The sequence below is a fragment of the Paracoccus actinidiae genome (assembly GCF_030863885.1).
Taxonomy (GTDB): domain Bacteria; phylum Pseudomonadota; class Alphaproteobacteria; order Rhodobacterales; family Rhodobacteraceae; genus Paracoccus; species Paracoccus everestensis.
The window spans coordinates 2,982,712-3,003,013 of the sequence record NZ_CP132956.1; the positions used below are offsets into that span (position 1 = coordinate 2,982,712).

Below are 20,302 nucleotides of genomic sequence, written 5' to 3' on the forward strand. Positions count from 1 at the left end.
ATTTCGTTGCGCGTGGCAACCCTTCATGGCTAGGCTTTGCAAAGCCAGCATCAACCCGGTGGAACCTTTTGAAGATCACTTTCGTCTTGCCCTTCGCCTCGCTTGCCGGCGGCATACGGGTGGTTGCGGATTATGCAGCCGAACTGACCGCGCGTGGGCATGTGGTCACCGTCGTTTCGCAGCCCGACGACCGCAAAGGGACCGGGATTCTGGCCCTTCTGGGCCGACGCAAACCTGCCCGCAAGCCCACGCCCTTGCTGGCCTTCCTGGGGCCGCGCCATGTCGTCCTGGATCGGCCCCGTCCGGTCACCGATGCGGATCTGCCCGATGCCGACGTGGTCATCGCGACCTGGTGGGAAACCGCCGAATGGGTGGCAGCCCTGTCCTCCACCAAAGGGCGCAAGTTCCAGCTTTTGCAGGATTATGAGATGTTCCCGCACCTGCCCGTCGAACGTGTCGCGGCCAGCCTCCGGCTGCCGCTGCGCAAGCTGGCGGTGTCGGCCTATATCCGCGACATGGTGCAGGCAAACCACGGCATCGGCGATATCGCGGTCTTGCCCAATTCCGTTGACCTGACGCTGTTCGACGCTCCCCCCCGGCACAAGAACGCCGTGCTGCGGGTGGGATTTCTCTACAACCCCTCGCCGCGCAAGAACCTGAGCCTGGCGCTGAATGCCTTGCGGGCGGCGCGGACCCAATTCCCGGATCTTCAGGCGCTGAGCTTTGGCGGCCTGCCGTCGCCGGACCATCCCCTTCCCGGATGGATCCGTTATCACCAAACCCCTCCGCAGGCCGAACTGGCGCGGCTTTACGCAGCCTGCGATCTTTGGCTGTTCACCAGCCGTCACGAAGGGTTCGGCCTGCCCATCCTCGAGGCCATGGCCTGCCGCACGCCGGTGCTGGCCACCCGCGCCGGTGCCGCGCCCGACCTGATCGACGGCCGGAACGGGGTGCTCTTGGATACCGATCCCCAAGCCTTCGTCACAGCCATTGCTCGGTTCCATGCCATGCCCGACGCCGAATGGCAGGGCTTTTCCGCAGCCGCCTTGCAGACCGCGCGCCATCATCGCATCGGGCCAGCGACCGACCGCCTGATCTTGTGCCTGGCGGCGGCATGAACGTTCGACAACCGGGCGGGGCCGAATGGTGAATCTGGCGTCGATCGTCCTTTACGCCTGGCCGCTGGTGGTGATCGTGCTGTTTCGCAAGCTGCCCCTGGCCGAGGCGATTGCCGCATCGGTCCTGTTCGGCTTTCTGATGCTGCCAACGCAGATCGGGTTTTCGGTTCCGGGCCTGCCGTCATTCGACAAGGACTTCATCCCCGTGCTGGCGGCCACGATCCTGGCCCTCGGGGCCATTTCAAAGCACGCCGCCCGAGCTGCGGCGCAGGTCCGGCCAGGAATTTTCCCCCAGCATTGGCTGGGCCGGCTTTTGATCGCCATGCTGATCCTGGGCCCCTTCGGCACGGCGCTGACCAATGGCGACCGGCAGATGGCGGGGCCGCTGGTCCTGCAAGCCTTGTCGCTTTACGATGCCTTTTCTATCGTTAGCTCGGTGTTGGGTAACCTGATGCTGTTCCTGCTGGGGCGAAAGTTCCTGGGCCATCCCGACAGCCAGAAGGCGGTTCTGAAGGTTCTGGTGATCGGCGGCATTGTTTACGCGGCCCTTGCCTTGTTCGAGGTGCGCATGTCGCCGCGCCTGAACCTGATGCTTTACGGCTTCCATCCCAAGTCCTGGATTCAGTCCTTGCGCGGCGGCGGCTACAGGCCGATGATCTTTCTGGAAACTGGGCTTTACGTAGCGATGTTCCTGGGCTGCATGGCCGTGGCCGCCTTCAGCGCCATGCGCATGGCATCGGGAAAGGCACGCACGCGCTATATGTGGGCCGGGATCTTCATCTATGTGACGCTGATCCTGTCGAATTCCCTGGGCGCGCTGATGATCGCTACGGCATTGCTGCCGGTGGTGCTGTTCTTGTCCCTGCGCATCCAGCTTCTGACGGCGGGGCTGGTGGCGGCCATGGTGCTGACTTATCCGATGCTGCGAGGCGCCGATCTGATACCGACCCAGCGGGTGTTGGCCTTTGTCGAGCAGGTCAACCCCGACCGGGTCGGATCCCTGGCCTTCCGGCTGGGAAACGAGGATATCCTGATGGACCGAGCCCGTCAGCGTCCGCTATTCGGCTGGGGTGGATGGAACCGGGGGCGCGTTTATGACGAGGAAGGCCGGGATCTCAGCGTGACCGACGGCCGTTGGGTAATCATCTTCGGCCAGGGCGGCTGGGTGCGCTATCTGGCTGAATACGGGCTGATGACGGCCCCCATCCTTCTTCTGGCCTTCCGGCGGCGCAGCAAAGGGCTGGAACCCGCGACTGTCGGACTGGCCTTGGTCCTGGCGGCCAATCTGATGGACAGTATCCCAAATGGCGGTGTCCATACCGTGACTTGGCTTCTGGCGGGTGCCCTGATGGGGCGGGTCGATTGGGGCTGGGTCGATGCGGCCGCCCCTGCCACCGGCCAGACGCCCGCGATCCCGATGCCTGCCCGGCGCTATACCCGCCAGCTGGTCCGGCACAGCCGGAGCGGAGGCTGACAATGGCGCCGGATCCCCGCATCGGCGCCGTAGCTATCGGCCGCAACGAAGGGGCGCGGTTGCGCAGTTGCCTAGCTTCGTTGCAGGGCCGTGCCAAGCGGATCGTTTATGTCGATTCCGGCTCGTCCGACAGTAGCCCTGAGGTCGCAGCCGCAGCCGGGGCAGAAGTCGTCGCCCTTGACCTGGCGCGTCCCTTTACCGCCGCCCGCGCCCGCAACGAGGGGTTCGAACGGCTGATGGGGCTTGGGACGCCCGAATACGTGCAATTCATCGACGGGGATTGCGAATTGCAGCCAGGCTGGTTGAAAGCGGCCGTGGCCTTTCTGGACAGTCGCCCGGATGTTGCGGCCGTTTGCGGGCGGCGGCGCGAACGCCATCCTGGACGATCCGTTTACAACCGGCTGATCGACCGGGAATGGGATACGCCGCTGGGCGAGGCCGCGGCCTGCGGCGGCGATGTCCTGATGCGCGCCGAAGCCTTTCGGGCTGCGGGCGGTTTCGACCCCCGCCTGATCGCGGGCGAAGAACCCGAACTATGTGTTAGGCTGCGCGCCACGGGCTGGCAGATCTGGCGGCTGGACGCCGAAATGACGTTGCACGACGCGGCCATCACCCGGTTTGGCCAATGGTGGCGCCGCGCCCGGCGGGCGGGCCACGCCTATGCCGAGGGCGCTGCGATGCATGGTGCGGCCCCCGAACGACACCGGGTCGCGCAAACCCGGCGGGCGCTGATCTGGGGTTTAGCGCTGCCGATGGCCGTGCTGGTCCTGGCGCCGCTTGCGCCCCCGCTGGCGCTGTTGCTGGCTCTGGCTTGGCCGGTGCAAGTGGCGCGCCTTACCCGGCGCAGCGGCGACCTGTCCGAGGCGCTGTTCCTGACCTTGGGAAAGATCCCCGAGGCCATCGGGGTGCTGGATTACCACCTTGGCCGGTTGTCGGGGCGCAGGCGGGGCCTGATCGAATACAAGTAAGGCTGCTTCAGGCCAGAAGCTGCCGGATATCGGACCAGTGCAGCCAGACGGCCAGCCCGTTAAGGGCAAAGCCCAAGGCCAGGAACGCCATGTCGCCCTTGATGTCATTGGCCTTGTAGCGGGCCGTGAAGGCGTTCTTCATCGGATAGGTGACCAGCGATGCAAGGCCGGGCGCCAGGATGGCGCCGGCCACGCCAAGCCAGGGGATCGTTAGAAGCAGCAGAACGGTCTGCACAACTGCGGTTGTGGCCAGAAGCTGGAAATGCCGCCGGGAGTCGCCATTGGACAGCAAGGCACCTCCATAGCCGTTGAAGACCAGTTGCGGCACCATCGACAGACCGAACAGCACGATCATCGGCCCGGCCAAGTGATAGCGCGGATCGTAAAGCAATTCGATCAGCCAGATCCCGCCATGGGACAGCACCGCGCTGATCGCCAGGGTGCCCAGGACCAGCAGCCGCCGGGCGCGGTGGATGCCGGCACGGTTCGCGGCACTTTCGGCAGGGGGCCTCATCCGGTAAAGCACTTGGACAACATTGTTGTTCAGCGTGCGCCCCATCAGGATGGGCAGCGTGCCCATGAACATACCAACGCTGTAGATGCCAAGCTCTCCCAGGGGAATGAACCCGCCCAGGATCGCGCGGTCGCCCTGGTTGATCAGGAAACCCGCCGCAGTGGCCAGGAAGATGTATTTGCCAAAGTGGACCATCTCGCGCGCGGCCTCGGCGTCCCAATGGAAGCGGTTGGCAGCGCCTGGCAGCATCCGGTGCATCAGGATGTTGCGCAGGACCGCCGTGATCAGGGAACCGATCACAAGCGCCCAGACCGACCGCAAGGCCCAAGCCAGCGCCACCATGATCACGATCCCTGCCGCCTGGATAGCAAGGTCGATCCCGACCTGCCGGCCCAGCCGCAGGTGTCGGTTGGCGGAGGCGGTCTTGGTGGTGGCAAAGCCCCCGATGAGGGCGGTCAGCCCGACAACCGGCAAAAGCTGCATCAGCATCGGTTCGTCGTAGATCCGGGCCGCGGGCCAGGCCATCGCGCAGGCCGCCAGCCACAGCACGAACCCGCGACCGATCTGCAAGGTCCAGGCGGTGTTAAGAAAATCGGGATCGTCGCCGCGGGCGTTCTGGATGATCGAGGTCTTGAGGCCGATATCCGAAAACATCTGCAATCCGCCCAAAAAGACCTGCACAATCGCCATCAGGCCGAAGACCTCGGGGAACAGCAGCCGGGTCAGGAGCAGGTTCGACAACAGGCGCAGGACATTGCCGCCGCCAAAGGCCAAGATCGTCATGGCGGAACCGCGCACGGCCCGTGCGCGGATGTTTCCGCCGGATGGGAACGGGGGCAGGAAGCGCATCAGGCCTGGCTGCCGGGGTGGAAACGCAGGGGAATGTTCATCGGGCGGCAGACTTTCGAGGGCCTTGGACATCGGCCATGATCCGGCCAAGGCATAGGCAAGATCCCGGAACAAGAAAAGGGCCGATCGACGACCGGCCCTTTCCAAAAACTATGATCGACTGTCTGGCAATCAGGCCAGACGAGCCTTCTTCTGCTTGCGGCGCAGCAGGCCAAGGCCGCCAAGCGCACTGGCGATCAGCAGGCCGCCGGCCGGCAGCGGCACCGGGGCGATTTCTAGCGCAGCCAAGGCAGCATCTGGCCTGCCGACATTGTCGTTGCCGTTCGGATCGACAAAGAAGGTGAAGGTCGTGCCCACCAGCTTGAAGCCGCTTTCCAGCTTGAAGCCGTTGTTGGTTTTAAAGACCTCCGAGGCGTTCACGGTCACGTCGGCATCTGCCGGCAATGAGGGCGAGGCGCCATTGGTGATATAGATGCTCTCGGCATTGTTGCCATCGCGGGCGATGAACAGGTCGTAGAAATAGGCTGCGACCAGAGCCACCTGCTTCGAGAAGGTGATCGTGGCATAAGCCTTGTTGTTGCCGGAAATCTCGGAACCCGCGATGCCAACGCCGTCATTGACGCAAGCCAGTCCATTGGCCGGGCCATCGCAAGCCTGAGGCGTCTGAACCTGGCCCGACGACCCGGTGAGAACCCAACTGGTCCCGCCGACGCTGCCCATCAGCGGACCGGTAGTTCCGACCGGGAGAGCCGTGAAATCGATCACTGCGGCATTGGCCGAAACGCCACCTGCCAGAAGGGCTGCCGCAGCAACGCCCATAAGGCTGAACTTTTTAACCATCACACCATGTTCCCAAAAGAGTATCATTCATGTCTGCCTGATCTGCCCGACCTGCAGGCAGAACCATCTACCTAGAAATTAACATTTCAGAAATGATTATTACCAGAAAAATATGGACTTCCGGGAACATTGGCCAAGCAAATTGCCACTTTGTGCAGTAACATTGCTCGCACTGGGGAAGTCATATTTTTTGCTTCAATCGAAGGCTGAATTTTCTGAGCCGGCAGGGAGCGTCCGGTGCTTGTATCCTGCCGGAAAGCCAAAACCCCGAATCAACGTCGTCAGGATCAGGACCCCTTGGCCAAGGGCGTCAGGGCAGACCCAGAAAATACGCGATCCCCTGATCAGAAATGGTTTGTTTCGCCTTTTTCGAAATCCCGATCATGCCTGTCCCGTAAGGCCGCGCGCAGATCCTGATAGCTCCGGATATGGACCAGCCGCTCGCCCGGAATGCGGTGTCCCAAGGCCTGCTCGATCTCCATCGCCAGGCGCAAATGGCCCAAAGAATCCCAGGCGGCGATGCTGTCGGTGGTGGCCCCTTGCAGATCGGCATCGGCAGCCAGGCGGAACACTCGGCGGAAGGTGCTGGCAAGCCCGGTTTCTAGGGCCGGTGCCAGGGCAGTGGGCGCTGCTGGTGCCTTCTGCCCCACAAGGGGCAAGGCGGCCGGCGGAACAGGGGGCCGCAGCCGGATCGGCGCAGACTTGGCGGGCGTCGTGGCTCCAGGTTCGGCGGGCGGCGCATCGCCCAGGGTGAAATGGTCGGGCACCGGCAGAGCGCCTTTTCCCCGGGAATCGTGGCGCCACACCCCCCCGGCGCCCAGGTCCAGCCCGGTGTCCACCGGCGCGAATCCGGCCTTGGCAAAAATGCCCCGCACGGGGGTGTTGCGCGGCGCCTCGACGATCTGGCCGATCAGGGCGGCGCCCCGTTCCGCCGCTCGGCCTGTGGCCCAGGCTATGACCGCATCCTCGACTGTGCGGCCCAGGATCCGGCAGCTGAGCAGCAGGCTTTCGACCCAAGTTCCATCCGGCGCATCCGTGGTCTGCACCGCCGCATCGTCGGGAAAAGCTGCCTTCATCACGGCGTCCGGGGCCAGCACGATCACCCCCATCAATTCATAAGGGCTGTGGCGGTCCGACAGGCCGATGGCGCGGATGACAGCGCCCCCTTCAACCAGGCGCTGCAAACTGGCTGCGTCATGGCGGCGCAACGTGGCATTGAACTGGTTGGTCTTGGAAAAAAGCTGCAAGACCCGCTTTTGATTGTTTGGCCCATAGGGTTCGAAAACCAGGGTCATGCCCAGGTCGCGATAGAAATCGGCGATGTCCCGGAATTCCTGCCGCGCCGCCGTGATCCGGGCGCGGCCCTGATATTGCGCCGTCCGCTTCAGATCCGACTCCGTCAGGTCCAGGCATTCCAGCCAGGGGTTGTCCAGGAGCCAGCCCGCCAGATCCTCGGGGGCGGATGGAAAGGCAGGCACGATCGCATGGGGCAGGTTGTGGCGCATCTTCTGACGCTCGACCGGGTTGTCGTCGACAAACAGGCAGGATGCCTCGCCCAAGCCGATCTCGTCCAGGATCTCGGGCACGCCTACGGCCTTTTCCCCCCAGCCAATCCGGTGGGCCACCAGGTTGCCAGGTCGGATCGCCATTTCGGGATGATCCGCCATCATCCGCAGCGCCAAGTCGGTGTCATTCTTTGATGCCACGGCAAGCGCGATGCCGCGTTGCGACAAGGCCAGCAGCGCGTCCTGGAAGACGCGAAAGGCAGAACCGGGATAGCTGCCGCCGATCTCGACCCCCTCGATGCCATCCTCGCCCAACACGCCGCCCCACAAGGTATTGTCCAGATCCAGCACTAGGATCCGCGCCGTCTGCCCGCGCAGCGACAAAAGCGCCCCCAGGGTCCGTTTCGCCAGATGGTCGCCAAAGCTTGCCGAAAAAGGCATCCGGCCCAGATGCCAGAATCCGCCCGGATCGGCGGCCCGCTGGCCCAGTTCGGCCAGCATCGCACCCGTGTCCAGCAGATGCGTGTCGGCCAGTTGTGCCGCCTCATGCGCTAGGATGGCATTGGCCCGGGCCAAAAGCGCCGCCATCCCGTCGGGACGATTGCCGTCCGCCAGCCCCAGGCTTGACCGGGAAAAGGCCGCAAGCCGGGTGACAAGGATCGGGCCGGGCAGGCGGGCGCGGGCCTCGCGGATCAGCATCAGCATGGGCGACAGCGCGGCATCCAGCCATTCGTCGGCCTGGTCAGCGGGCAGCGACAAGGGCGCGCGCAGCACGTCGCCCAGGATCTCCTCGGCCCGTTCGACGATCAGGGTGGCGGTGCGCCCGCCCCCCGCGGCAGCCTGGTCCATGGCCTGTTGCAGGGGGGAATCGGCCACGTCCTTCAGCAGCTCCATCCGGGCCTGGCCAAAGGGCGGCACATGGGTGGCGATGGTCATGCCGTGCTGCGCGGCCATGTCAGCCAGGTTGCCCGCCAGCAGATCCAGGTTGGCCGATCCCAGCATCGCAACCGTTCCCATGTCGAGGGGGACTTCGCGCATCGCCTCGGCGGCCGGGGGTCCGGGTGGGGGGGCGGGCAGCGATGCTTGCACGACCGGCATTTCTGCAGGCCGGGCATAGATCATCGCGGGATTGCCCATGGCCGTGGCGCCGTCCGGCACATCGGACAAGACCAGGGCATTGGCGCCAATCCGCGCGCCTCGCCCGATCAGGACCGCCCCTGCGATCACCGCGCCCGCGCCGATATCGGCCCCTGCACCGATGATCGGCAGGGCGTCGTTCACCCCGGTCTGGGCCACGCCCAATGTGGTGTTCTGGCGGAGCTGCACATCGTCGCCAATGGCGCGCGCGCCCAGGCTCATGCCCGAATGGTGCCAGATCCGCACCCGCCGCCCCAGCTTGACCGTGTACCACAGCGAAATGCCGCAGAACCATTCGACCAGCTTGAACAGGATCCTGTAAAGCAGCGTCGCAGGCGCGCGCACCAGCTTCGGCTGGTCCATCCGCCAATTGCCGAAACGATGCACGAAGACCGCCCAGAAGCCCTGTTCGAACAGCTTGCGTTCATGGGTGCGGAAATCCTCGGCCACCAGGGCCCAGAAGCCGATGCCTTCGGGATTGAGGTTGCGCCTGCCTCGTTCGGCGACAGGGGGTATGGCCATCTCGCGTTCGGCGCGCAGATAGGCGTCAGAAGCGTCGGTCATCGGCTGTGTCTCATCGTATGTTGCGGGTGTTCGGGCCGAAGCCATAGCGCAGATGGGTGACATTGACCAACAGCCTGATCACCCGAAAGCACCTCACCAAAATCCGGCACTTGGCCGGAACGCCATACGCAGGGATGCCCGCAGCCAGACCAGCAGGTCCAGGCCAAAACCCACCGCCAGCACTGCCTTGCCCTTCAAGCCAGGACGCCCGCCCCGGCGCAGCCGCTTGGTCAGAAAATCGAAGGGCACATAGCCATGAGGCGCGCGCGGCAGTTCGGCCTTGAGCATCCCGCCCAGCCAGGCCGGATCGGCGGCGGCGGCCATCAACAGGGCATGGGCCTGTTCCTCGGTCGGGGCGTGGCGGCGGATATGGGCGAACAGGGCCGCATTGACGGCGCTGCCGACCACGATCCGGGTCTGGTGGTGGATCAGGTTACGGATGCCGCGGATCGATTCATAGACATGAAACACCGCTGGATCGCCGTCGATGCGCGACAAGTCCTGCGGTCCCGACAATAGGTCGGTCAGCACCATGGCGCGGATAAAGCCGTCCTCGACCGGCAGGCCCGCGGGCAGGGCGATGCGGCGGGCAGGCGCGGCGCGCATCATGAACAACTGCCCGCAGATCGACTTACGCCAATCGGTCAGCCCGTCACCCCCCACGGCGATCATCCGCCCCACTGGTCCCGTCGGGCGGTCGAAATGAACCACATCCTTGACCGGCCGCGAGGTGACAACCCGTAGGCCGGGCTGGCCATCCAGCATCGCCAGCATCCGCGCCAGCGTGTCAGACTGCGGCAGATGCACGTCGGCATCCATGAAGCCCAGCACCCCGGCTTGCGCGCGCGACAGGTCGTGGATGAAGCGGTGAACGGTGCGCGACTTGCCCGGCTGGGGCAGATCCAGCACGGCGATGCGGTCCCGGATCATTGAATCGGGCAGGGCCGCAAGGGCCGCGCGGGCGCGGGCCACCGTGTTGTCGGTGCAGCCATTGGCCAAGATCAGCACCCGGACATCGGCAGCGGGGTCGCGAATCAGATCCTGCCGGGCCAGATCACCGATCAGCGTGCCGATCGAGGCGGCCTCGTCATGAGCGAAAATGCCGATATCCAACGCCGCCACCATGCCCATCCCGCAATTATTTTTCGGTTGCCTTGCACAATGACCTTATCGGCAACTGTCGGCAAGCCGCCGAACCTGCTAAGATCCGGCCGTACATTTATGAGTTTCGAGAAGGCTATTGGTCATGCCCCTGTTCTCCCGAGACGCCGCCCTGCCTGCAACCGGGCAGGCCAGCGGCTTTGCCCATTGGGGGCTGATCTGGCTGGCGATCGCTACGATCGCTGCCGGGGTCTTCTTTTATCCGGGCCTTGATGCCCTGCTGACAGCCTGGCAACTGCCCGAATACAGCCACGGCCCGCTGATCCCGGCGCTGTCGGCCCTGCTGTTCCTGCGCCAGCTGAAGGAAGTGCCGCCCCGGCCCGGCGCCCTGCCCGACCGCTGGCCCGGCGTGATCGTGGTGATGCTGGCGCTGTTTGTGGGCTCCCTGGGACGGCTGGCTAACATTTCGGACATCGTGGCCTATGCGACGATCATCTGGGTAGGGGGGATCCTGCTGATTTCCTTTGGCTGGGAACGGGGCAAGCATATGTGGCCGCCGGTCCTGCACCTGGTTTATATGCTGCCGCTGCCGGGCGTGCTGTATTACAAGCTGTCCACCTGGCTGCAGTTCGTGTCGTCCGAACTGGGGGTCTGGTTCCTGAAACTGTTGGCGATTCCGGTGTTCCTGGAAGGCAACGTCATTGACTTGGGCGTGACCAAGCTGCACGTGGCCGAGGCCTGTTCCGGCTTGCGCTATCTGTTCCCGATCCTGTCCTTTTCCTATATTTTCGCAGTCCTGTATCGCGGGCCGATGTGGCACAAGGCGATCCTGCTGGTTTCCGCCGCGCCGATCACCGTCTTGATGAATTCGGTCCGCATCGCCATTGCCGGATACATCGTCAACCGCTGGGGCCTGGATTGGGTCGAAGGCTTCACCCATTTCTTCGAAGGCTGGGTGATCTTTGTCGCCTGCGTGGCGCTGTTGTTCCTGCTGGCCCGGATTTTGCTGCTGTTCCATCCGCAAAGGCCGGGACTGGTCAATGCCCTGGATCTGGAAACCGAAGGTCTGGCCGCGCAGGTTGGACGGCTACGGCTAGTCCAGCCTTCGGTCGCGCTGATCAGTGCGGCCCTTGTGATGGGCGGGGCAGCCCTGGCCTGGCAGGCGATGCCGGAACGCAATCCCGGCACCATCGCGCGGCAGGACTTTTCCAGCTTCCCCCGCAATCTGGGCCAATGGCAGCAAACAGGCCCGGCTGAAATCCTGGGCGAACGCGTCGCCCGCACCCTGGGCGCCGACGATTATCACCAAGTCAGCCTGCGCCGCGATGGGATCAGTGCCCCGGTCGGCCTGTTCACGGCCTGGTATGCCGACCAAAGCCAGGGCGGCGTCCATTCGCCCGAGATCTGCCTGCCCGGCAACGGCTGGGAAATCGCCTGGCTGGAACGCACCGACATCGCGCCCCGGCTGGGCAGCGACACGCCCTTCCAGATCAACCGGGCGATCATCCAGAAGGGCGAACACCGGATGATGGTGTATTACTGGTTCGAGCAAAAGGGCCGGAAGGTGGCCTGGGACATTGCCGCGAAATTCTATCTGATGGCCGACGGCATTTCCACCGGGCGCACCGATGGCGGGCTGGTGCGGCTGACCACGCCGATATCGCGCGGCGAATCCAATGACGCCGCCGAGGCCCGGCTGCTCGAGGTGCTGAAAGAGGTAATGGGTCCGCTACCCCGCTTCATGCCCGCGGATGGCTGAGGGTTCCGGGCACGTGTTTCCGGTCCCTACGGGGGCCGGTCATTCCCCGACAAATGCTGCCCGGCGAGGGAATTTCCAGTACTCTCGGAGGGCCGCCGCCGATTCTGGACCCGATACCGAAACAAGACTGTGAAACCGCTCCTTTCCCCTTTGCCTGCCCATCCGAAGCCGGCCCGGCAAAGCGTTTCGCCGGCCTTTTCGTCCCGCCCGCCGCTGCAGGATCCCATCGAGACCATGCGTGGTCTGGCAGTGCTGCTTCTGGTCAGCTTTCACGTTATTGGCGCAACTTCCGACGCGGGGCTGCAGCTGGATTATCCCCATCCGCTGCGGGTTTTCGCCGATCTGCTGATCGACCTGCGCATGCCGTTGTTCGCCTTCATCGCAGGCTATGTGTATGGATTGCGCCCGATCCAGCTGGGCCAATACGGCAGCTTCGTTTCGGGAAAGTTCAAGCGCCTGGCCGTTCCTGGCAGCATTGCCATGCTGATCTTCGCTTTCCTGTCCACAATGGCCGGCAGGGAAAGCTTTGCCGTAGGGGCAGGCGATCTGTGCCGGATCTTTGTCTTTCCATATGCCCATTACTGGTTCCTGCAGGCGATCCTGCTGATCTTCCTGCTCCATGGACTGATCGAGATCGGAACCGGCAATCGCGGAACGCCCCTGCTTTTGGGGATGGCCTGCGCGATTTTCCTGTGGCCCGTTTTCCCACCGCCCTGTTTTCGGTCAATTCGGCTGTGCTGTTGTTTCCCTTTTATCTTCTGGGCCTGGCCGTTCTGCGTCATCGCGACTGGATAATCCGGCATCGCCGGGCGCTGATGCTCCTTTGCTTGGCCGCCATTGTCGCAGGCACGATCTGGAACCTTGACCAACTGGCTGTGCGGGGCGAATTGTCGGAGAACCGGCGCGACCTGCAATCACTGGCCGTGGGGCTGGCGGTCTGCCTGCTGGCGGTGCTAGCGATGCCACGGATCGCAGCGCTGTCTTGGATCGGCCCGCCGTCCTTCACAATCTATCTTTATCACGTGCTGGGCACCGCCTCGGTGCGCGAGGCACTTTATAGTATGGGTCTGACCTCGGTGCCCTTGAACTATGCAGCGGGCATTGCAAGCGGCATCGGGCTGCATCTGCTGGTCAGCCAAAGCAAGGCCTTGCGCGGCTCGGTCCTGGGATTATGGCGCCAACCCCGTACCGTTCACAAACTGGCAAGGGAATGTGCCCAAAGTCTGCGCGCTTCGGGGAACCGTTCGGCGCAAGACAGATAGATCGGCCGCAGAAGCCCGGCTGCCCTGGCCCGCAGTTCATCGGGGATGTCGGCGCCGCGTTCGGTGCTGTTGAAGCGGCGCGCGATGAAATCGGGATCGGGGGTGCAGCCGAAGAAGCGATTCAGTTGCATAAAGAAATCCGGCTCGAACATGGATTCGTAAAAGCCGGTCAGTATTTCGTCAGGGCCGAACACCGCTTCCAGCCGGGCCAGCGTCGCGGGATAATCGGTCCGCAGCAAGGCTTGGTCTGTTTCCAGATAGTGCAGCAGCATCTGATCGTCGGGCAGGGCGACATCGACGCCGTGGCGCGACCTGCCCCCACGCTTGTACATGCGGATCGCCGACAGGCAGCGTTCCACCGGATCGCGCATCAGGAAAACGGTGCGGACCCGAATGCCACAGCAAGCAAAGCCGTCGCGGATCGCACGCAGCGCCGGAACCGGCAGCGCGCTGTAGGACGGGGTGATGTCGCCAGTCATGCGGATGCCATCCTGCGCCAGAAGACCTGCAAAGAAATCGAAATAACGATCGGGATCGGCTTGCAGGCGGCGGCGCAGAAAAATTTCCTCTTGCGGGCGCCCGGTCAGGCCACGCCACAGATGTCGCAACCGTCGATGTGGAGTGATGCGCACTGTCCTTGTGTTAAATTCGCTGAATTCCGGCACCGACAGCCCATCCCAGACGTGATATTCCTTGATCGGTCCGAAATCCACGTCGTCAAAATGGGACAAGTAGGCATGAAGCCAAGTCGTGCCGGCTTTTTGTGCGCCTATGCCCAGTACGAAAGTCGGTTCTTGCGCCTGCGATAACATCGTGCTTGTCCCTTTTTGCAGCCCTCGCATCAGGCCAGATGGATGGGCACGGAACGACGGATGGCAAGGGCCAGACAGGGAAAAACACGATTGCGACTGCCAGATTTCTTCATCATCGGGGCCGCCAAGGCCGGAACCACCAGTCTTTACGACATGCTGATCCATCATCCGGGCGTTTTCCTGCCCGATCGCAAGGAACCCGAATTCTTTGCCCGCGACGATCTTTATGGCGAAGGAATTGAAAACTATGCTTGGCTTTTCGAACCAGCCCGCCCCGATCAGCTGACCGGCGAAGGATCGACCCTTTATTCGCTATCACCGCTCTTTCCCGACACGGCCGCGCGGATCGCCCGCCATGTGCCGCAGGCGCGCTTCATCTATGTGCTGCGCCAGCCTGTCGAGCGGGCCTATTCCTTTTATGTCCAGCTGGTGAAGAATTATCAGAACGCCACCGGCGATCATGTCGTTCATCGCCGGTTCGAGGACTTCATTCTGCCCGAATGCCATGCGCGCGCCGCGCCGCGCGCCAAGGCCTTGGCCCCCTTCAACGCGCATTTTCCCGACACGCCCGAACTGTGCCTGGCGGGCAGCGACTACCCGGCCCAAATCAATGCCTATTTGGCGCATGTCCCGCGCGACCGGATGCTGTTCCTGAAGTTCGAGGATTTCCGCCGCGACCGCGACGCGGTGATGGCGCAGGTTTGCGATTTCCTAGGCTTGCCGCAGACCATGGACCATCCCGCCGGGTCCGGGCGGCGCAATGTGTCGCGCGACCATTTCCACCGGCTGGGAGAACAGCTAGCCCTGGATGCATTCCGTCAGGAAGCCGGGGCATTGTGGAAATTGCGTGGGATGCTGCCCGCACGCCTGCGGCAGCGGCTGCGCGAACGTGTGCTGGCGCGGGCGCTCCAAGGCGAAAAACCGCACGAACCTCCGGCGATGCTGCCCGAAACACGCGCCCTGCTGTCATGCCGTTTCGCCACCCAGATTCCCGAACTTACCCGGCTGACCGGGCTGGATCTGTCGGAATGGGGGTTGGACCTATCAAAGGATTAGGCGCATCCTCCAGGGGATAGGGGCGCAAATCGCTGCTCGGTCCTTCGGTAAACAGCCGCCCCAATCGCGCGGCCTCGGTCCGCAGGGCAAAATGCCGGGCCACAGTGGCGCGGCCGACCCGGCCCATCCGCTGGCGTTGCGCCGGATCTGCGGCCAGGCACAGGATCGCATCCGCCAATGCGGCGGGGTTGCCCGGCGCCACGATAAACCCGCTTTCGCCATCGTCCACCAGTTCGGGGATGCCCGCGATGCGGGTGGCGATGACCGGAAGGCCGCTTGCCATCGCCTCCATCAGCACCACCGGCACGCCTTCTGCAAAGCTTGCCAGCACGAAGATGTCGCTTTCGGCCAGATGGGCTGCCACCTCGTCCTGGGACTGGTATCCGGTAAAGCGCACCCCGTTGCCCAGGCCAGCCGCCATGGCCTGAAGCGCGGCGCGGTCCGGGCCGTCGCCGATCACGGTCAGGCGCAGATCGGTTCCCCGGGCGCTGGCCTGTTCAAACGCCTCGAGCAGCACCCGCACGCCCTTCACCGGGGCTAGGCGACCCACGAAGACCAGCCGAACCGGTTCCTGCGGACCCTCGTCCGCAGTAGGGCGCCCATAACGGGCCGGATCGACAGCGCAATGGACGATGCGCAGTTTCGCCCAATGAACGGGATCGGCATGGATCATCGCCTGGCTGCGGGCGAAATGGCTGATGCAGGCGACGAAATCCGCCGCGGCGATCTTGCGGTCCAGCCGGGCCTGGTGCGCCTCGACCAGATCGGCGGGGCCGTGCAGGGTGAAGCTGAAGGGAATGTCCAGAAATGTCGCCGCCAGCAGGGAAACCGAGGCACTGGCCCCTGCGAAATGGTTGTGCAGCCGCGCGACGCCGCGCCCGTCCAGATGGGCCGCCAGCAGCAAGGCCTCGGCCGCATAGAACAGGTGCCAGGCCAGTCCCCGCAGCCCCGGCGGGCGGATCCGCCATGCTTGGCGCAGCATCCGGCCCAAGGCCCTGGGCCGGCCGAGGGCCAGCCGGGCAGTCCGGGCGAGATGGCGGGGCGAGCAGGTCGAGGGCTGGATATAGAAGCTGGTTGCGGCGGCCTGTTGTTCGTCGGGACCGCGTTGATGCTCGGAACCGGAGGCGCGGACCGAACAGGTTTCGACCGGAAAGCCCATGGCCCGCAAGGCTAGGATTTCCCGCAGGATAAAGGTGTGCGAGACGGCGGGATATTGTCCGGTCAGATAGGCAATGCGCGGGCGCGCCTCGGGGTCGGGCATGGGTCCGCCAGCATGGGTAAATGCAAATCGGGCACACCTTGCCGGGAAGCCGCGCCTGAGTAAAGCGGTCCGCGCATCCTTTGGGAAGGCTGTTTATGCCCGGATTGCCCAAGATCTGGTCTTTGATAAATGCTGATAGTATAGACCAAATATCTGTTTATAATTACTTTTGTGTCGAGATAGACTATGCTGTTGCGCTTTCCCCAGGACTTTCTGGCCCTGCCCCCGATCATTCAAGGCGATAACGGTGTTGTCGATTTGCTACATGATTTCGGGCGTCCTGGGTATATCCTGGCGCCAGCCGAACAGCTGCGACGGCGAAATCCCCAAACGGCGAGCCAGCGCGGAAACATTGTCGCCTGGCTCCAAAGCTGCAGTGAGGGGCTGTTGAAAAACCGTCGCTTTGCTGATTCCATAGCTTCAGGATTTTGTCGCAGGGGCCAGAATGATTGGTCATCAGAACCGGGATCAGCTCGAGTTTTTCGTCTGCGGGTCGCTGCGTGACCTTGTGCCGGATGATCATGTCCTTGCCCGCGTCGACCGGGTGCTCGATCTCGGCTGGCTGGCCGAAGATGTTGCTGATCTTTATGCCGTCGGAACTGGTCGTCCGGGTGTTGCGCCGGAGGCCGCCGTGCGTCTCATGCTGGCTGGCTTTCTTCTTGGGATCGTCCATGACCGGCGTCTCATGCGAGAGGCACAGGTCAATCTCGCGATCCGCTGGTTTGCGGGCTATGGCCTCCAAGAGCGGCTCCCGGATCATTCTTCGCTGACCCGTATTCGACAACGCTGGGGCGCCGAGCGGTTTCGGCGCATCTTTGAGCGGACGGTTCAGAGTTGTGTGGCAGCCGGGATCGCCAAGGGCGAGGTCGTGCATGTCGACGCCTCTCTGATCCGAGCCGATGTCAGCTGGGAAAGCCTCGCGGTTCGCCATGTTGGTGCCATGTCCGACGCGAATGGTGATGTGCCGGAGGACACGGAGGCCGATCTCCAGGTCCGGAACTCGAAGAAGACCGGGCGCTACAAGAAGGTCTGCGTCACCGATCCTGACGCCAGCATGGCGACCAGCGGGCGCAACCGGCGTCTCGAGCCATGCTACAAGCAGCATGGCGTGGTCGACGATCTCTGCGGGGACATTGTCGAGGTGGAGGTCACGACCGGCGAGGCGAACGAGGGCGACCACATCCTTGACAGCCTCGATACGGCTGCCGCGACCCTGGGAGAACCCATCGGGGTGGCAACAGCAGATGCGGGCTATGCCTACGCCAAAGTGTTCGGCGGATTAGAGGCGCGCGGGATCGATGCCATCATACCGACCAAGGCCGAACCGATCAGAAGCAAGGTCCCGCTCCGCCGGTTCAAGTTCGATGCGCGCCATGATCTCGTAAAATGCCCGCGCGGCAAAATCCTTCGGCCAACGAAGACCAGGATCAGTCATGGCAGGTTCTTCGTCACCAGGGTGCGTGACTGTGCAAGGTGCGATCTCGCGGCTCTGTGTCTTTCACCGTCGCGAAAGACCCGGGCGGTCGTGATCGTTCATGACTATCCGGCCCTGCTGCGGGTGCGTCGGCGGCGGGAGCGGTGGGGCGAGAAAGCGAACCGGCTCTATCGGCGTCACCGCTGGCGCTCGGAAGGGTTTCCACGGCGAGGCAAAGACCTGGCATGGCCTCGCCCGTGCGGTGCGGCGCGGGCTCGAGAATATGCGCATCCAAGCCTTCCTCACCGCCGCGGCTGTGAACCTGAAGCGGTTGGCGGCAGCATTCCTTGCGTATTTACTGCATTTCTTGGCCGTCAGCCGCCAGGAAGAGCTGTTCTCACTCTCTTTCACCCTCCTGCGCTACCCGCAAAGGAGGTTTGCGGCCTCACTGCTCCACCCGAGGGCGTACGGCATCGGCAGCGTTCCATAGGACTTCTTCAACAGCCCCAGTGACCGCCTTTGTCTTGAACTCATCTGACCACCGGCGACGCTCGCCGACCGGCGCACCGTCCAGCTGCTCGACAATCGCCTCGACCAATTGCAAACCACCAGTTGCAGGCCTAGGCGTAGACAGGAGATAGCGGTGATCAGATCAACCCGCACTTTATCCCAGACCCGGCATGCCATTAACTCAAAGGGTTTCCTTCCCGCTTACAAACATGAACCGTTTATGTGGAGGCATCTCGAAATAGCGTTCGATTTGATCGGCGGAACGGCTGATCAGCCCAGCATCGGCTGATAACAGTCCAGCATCGACACCGGTCCTTTGGGGGCAGGCTTCATTCGCGTCTCGTGGTGATAAGCCGAGGCGGCCCATCCCACCAAGTCATGCAGGATATAGTAAAGCAAGCCCCGGAAGCCAATTCAGCAATGCACTGCGACACCGGATCCAGCAATCCTGGCGCATCGGGATTGTTCATCCCACGGCTAGGGGCGCAGAAAGCTGTAGTGGTCGAGGCATCGAGCAGCACCGGCGCGTCAGGCAGGGGGCAACTGCGATAGAACCCTTCGCCTGATCAAACTGGTGGGTGAAGAACTGCGGATCCTTGGGGTCCGAGACGCAGAGTAATGAGCGAAAGTTGGTGATGCCCTGAGGGGCGGCATATCATGGCGGTGTTCACGCGCCGTCAATTCTCAGCCGAGAAAGGGATATGCCACATGCCGCAGAATACCATCACCCAACTCCCCGATCTATCGGGATTTAGCGCCGATGCATTCACCGACGTCCTCCGCAATGGCGCGCGCAAGCTGATCGAACAGGCGATCCATGCCGAGTTGGCCACGCTCATGGCCGCCTTTTCCAAGGAAAAGCTTGAGGATGGGCGTGCGCGCCTGGTGCGCCATGGACACTTACCCGAACGCGAGGTGATGACCGGGATCGGTCCGGTGCCGGTGAAGGTGCCGCGGGTCCGAGATCGCAAGCCCGGTGAGGACAAGATCACCTTCACGCCCTCCATCCTGCCGCGATACCTGCGCAAGGCGAAATCGGTCGAGGAGCTGCTGCCCTGGCTTTACCTCAAGGGGGTCAGCACGGGTGATTTCACCGAAGCGCTGGCGGCACTGCTGGGCCCGAACGCCCCCGGGCTTTCCGCCAAGACGATCACGCGGCTGAAGGCAGACTGGTGGAACGACTATGAGGCCTGGCAAAAGCGCGACCTGAGCCATCGGCGCTTTCTCTACATCTGGGCTGACGGGGTGTATTTCAAACCGCGCATGGCTGAGGAAAAGCAATGCGTTCTGGTGATCGTCGGGGCTGATGAATATGGCCACAAGGAGCTTCTGGCGATGATCGACGGCTTCCGCGAAAGCGCTGAAAGCTGGCGTGAGCTCTTGCTCGATCTCCGGCGCCGAGGCCTGAAGCAGGATCCCAAGCTGGCCATCGGCGACGGCGCGCTCGGGTTCTGGACCGCCCTGCGCGAGGTCTTCGCCACCACGCGCGAGCAGCGGTGTTGGGTCCACAAGACAATGAATGTGCTCAACGCGCTGCCGAAATCGCTGCAGGACAAGGCCAAGAGCCATCTCCACGACATCTGGCAGGCGGAAACCAAGGCCGAGGCCGGCGCCGCCTTCGACTTCTTCGTCGAAACCTACAGGGTCAAATACGACAAGGCCGTTGCCAAGCTGGTCAAGGATCGCGAGGCGTTGCTGACCTTTTACGACTACCCGGCCGAGCACTGGAAACACATCCGGACATCGGAACCCAATTGAAAGCACCTTCGCGACCGTCCGGCACCGCACGAAGCGCACCAAAGGTTGCCTCAGTCGCAGGACCGGACTGGCCATGGCCTTCAAGCTGATGATGTCAGCGCAGAACAAGTGGCGCAAACTGGATGGCCAGAACCGCCTGCCAGAGATCATCCAGGGGGTTGAGTTCCGCGACGGCCTCCGCCAACGTCAAGCCGCCGCCTGATCAAGCGTCACCAACTTTCGCCTATATCTCCGAGACGCAGATGTCGGGGCTTTGCTCCAGCAGAGAGGCAAGCCAGGTCGTGCCCGATTTCTGGGCTCGGTCAGGAAGGCATGGTACTTAAAGGGGCTGGTTGGACTGTGACGTAACTTCTTGTAACTGCTTCTCTTGGCGGATCGGCAATGGAATTCAACGTCTCTG

The 20,302-nt window shown here is 63.3% G+C and carries 15 protein-coding genes and 2 pseudogenes; 9 read left to right on the forward strand and 8 right to left on the reverse strand.

Annotated elements, in window-relative coordinates:
• The first annotated feature begins 68 nt into the window (after positions 1–68).
• From Q5701_RS14900 to Q5701_RS14910, 3 genes are read left to right on the forward strand one after another with little or no spacing between them, the layout of a single operon-like run.
• On the forward strand, positions 69–1,118 hold the full coding sequence (locus tag Q5701_RS14900; protein ID WP_306751783.1) for a glycosyltransferase family 4 protein: 1,050 nt from the start codon (positions 69–71) through the stop codon (positions 1,116–1,118).
• 25 nt (positions 1,119–1,143) lie between these two features.
• Positions 1,144–2,592 (forward strand): O-antigen ligase family protein, encoded by a 1,449-nt coding sequence (locus tag Q5701_RS14905; protein ID WP_306751784.1) that lies wholly within the window; start codon positions 1,144–1,146, stop codon positions 2,590–2,592.
• A 2-nt stretch (positions 2,593–2,594) separates the two neighbouring features.
• A complete protein-coding gene (locus tag Q5701_RS14910) occupies positions 2,595–3,560 on the forward strand; it encodes a glycosyltransferase (protein WP_306751785.1) in 966 nt (321 codons plus the stop codon).
• 7 nt (positions 3,561–3,567) lie between these two features.
• Here the strand turns inward: Q5701_RS14910 and Q5701_RS14915 are convergent, their stop codons facing one another.
• The 4 genes from Q5701_RS14915 to Q5701_RS14930 all read right to left on the reverse strand — a co-directional run bounded on the left by Q5701_RS14915 (position 3,568) and on the right by Q5701_RS14930 (position 10,094).
• Complete coding sequence (locus Q5701_RS14915; RefSeq protein ID WP_306751786.1) at positions 3,568–5,037, reverse strand: oligosaccharide flippase family protein; 1,470 nt, start codon at positions 5,035–5,037, stop codon at positions 3,568–3,570.
• Between the two features lie 57 nt (positions 5,038–5,094).
• Positions 5,095–5,790, reverse strand: a complete 696-nt coding sequence (locus tag Q5701_RS14920; protein ID WP_306751787.1) for a VPLPA-CTERM sorting domain-containing protein — start codon at positions 5,788–5,790, stop codon at positions 5,095–5,097.
• Positions 5,791–6,107: 317 nt separating this feature from the next.
• A complete protein-coding gene (locus tag Q5701_RS14925) occupies positions 6,108–8,969 on the reverse strand; it encodes an HAD-IIIC family phosphatase (RefSeq protein ID WP_306751788.1) in 2,862 nt (953 codons plus the stop codon).
• A 93-nt stretch (positions 8,970–9,062) separates the two neighbouring features.
• The gene (locus Q5701_RS14930; RefSeq protein WP_306751790.1) at positions 9,063–10,094 is read right to left on the reverse strand and encodes a glycosyltransferase; all 1,032 of its coding nucleotides are present in this window, start codon (positions 10,092–10,094) and stop codon (positions 9,063–9,065) included.
• Between the two features lie 121 nt (positions 10,095–10,215).
• Between Q5701_RS14930 and xrtD the strand changes: the two genes are divergently transcribed.
• From xrtD to Q5701_RS14945, 3 genes are all read left to right on the forward strand, one after another.
• Positions 10,216–11,829, forward strand: a complete 1,614-nt coding sequence (gene xrtD / locus Q5701_RS14935) for a VPLPA-CTERM-specific exosortase XrtD (RefSeq protein WP_306751791.1) — start codon at positions 10,216–10,218, stop codon at positions 11,827–11,829.
• Between the two features lie 234 nt (positions 11,830–12,063).
• Entirely contained in the window at positions 12,064–12,624 is a 561-nt protein-coding gene (locus tag Q5701_RS14940) for an acyltransferase family protein (protein ID WP_306751793.1), read from the forward strand.
• A gap of 20 nt (positions 12,625–12,644) precedes the next feature.
• Positions 12,645–13,091, forward strand: coding sequence for a hypothetical protein (locus tag Q5701_RS14945; protein WP_306751795.1), 447 nt, complete (start codon positions 12,645–12,647; stop codon positions 13,089–13,091).
• Here the strand turns inward: Q5701_RS14945 and Q5701_RS14950 are convergent.
• On the reverse strand, positions 13,022–13,822 hold the full coding sequence (locus tag Q5701_RS14950) for a hypothetical protein (protein WP_306751796.1): 801 nt from the start codon (positions 13,820–13,822) through the stop codon (positions 13,022–13,024). The genes Q5701_RS14945 and Q5701_RS14950 overlap by 70 nt on opposite strands.
• Before the next feature lie 171 nt (positions 13,823–13,993).
• Between Q5701_RS14950 and Q5701_RS14955 the strand changes: the two genes are divergently transcribed.
• Positions 13,994–14,959, forward strand: coding sequence for a sulfotransferase family protein (locus Q5701_RS14955; protein WP_306751798.1), 966 nt, complete (start codon positions 13,994–13,996; stop codon positions 14,957–14,959).
• Here the strand turns inward: Q5701_RS14955 and Q5701_RS14960 are convergent.
• Together Q5701_RS14960 and Q5701_RS22895 are read right to left on the reverse strand one after the other, a co-directional pair.
• Complete coding sequence (locus Q5701_RS14960) at positions 14,901–16,220, reverse strand: glycosyltransferase family 4 protein (protein WP_306751799.1); 1,320 nt, start codon at positions 16,218–16,220, stop codon at positions 14,901–14,903. The two genes, Q5701_RS14955 and Q5701_RS14960, sit on opposite strands and share 59 nt — an antisense overlap.
• Positions 16,221–16,481: 261 nt before the next feature.
• On the reverse strand, positions 16,482–16,589 hold the full coding sequence (locus Q5701_RS22895; protein ID WP_373568556.1) for a transposase: 108 nt from the start codon (positions 16,587–16,589) through the stop codon (positions 16,482–16,484).
• Between the two features lie 76 nt (positions 16,590–16,665).
• Between Q5701_RS22895 and Q5701_RS14965 the strand changes: the two are divergent.
• Positions 16,666–18,010, forward strand: a pseudogene (locus Q5701_RS14965) (transposase); the annotation flags it as partial.
• 404 nt (positions 18,011–18,414) lie between these two features.
• Here the strand turns inward: Q5701_RS14965 and Q5701_RS14970 are convergent.
• Positions 18,415–18,543, reverse strand: a complete 129-nt coding sequence (locus Q5701_RS14970) for a hypothetical protein (RefSeq protein ID WP_306751800.1) — start codon at positions 18,541–18,543, stop codon at positions 18,415–18,417.
• Between the two features lie 309 nt (positions 18,544–18,852).
• Here Q5701_RS14970 and Q5701_RS14975 point away from each other — a divergent pair.
• Positions 18,853–20,104 (forward strand): annotated as a pseudogene (locus tag Q5701_RS14975) (IS256 family transposase).
• Positions 20,105–20,302 lie beyond the last annotated feature (198 nt).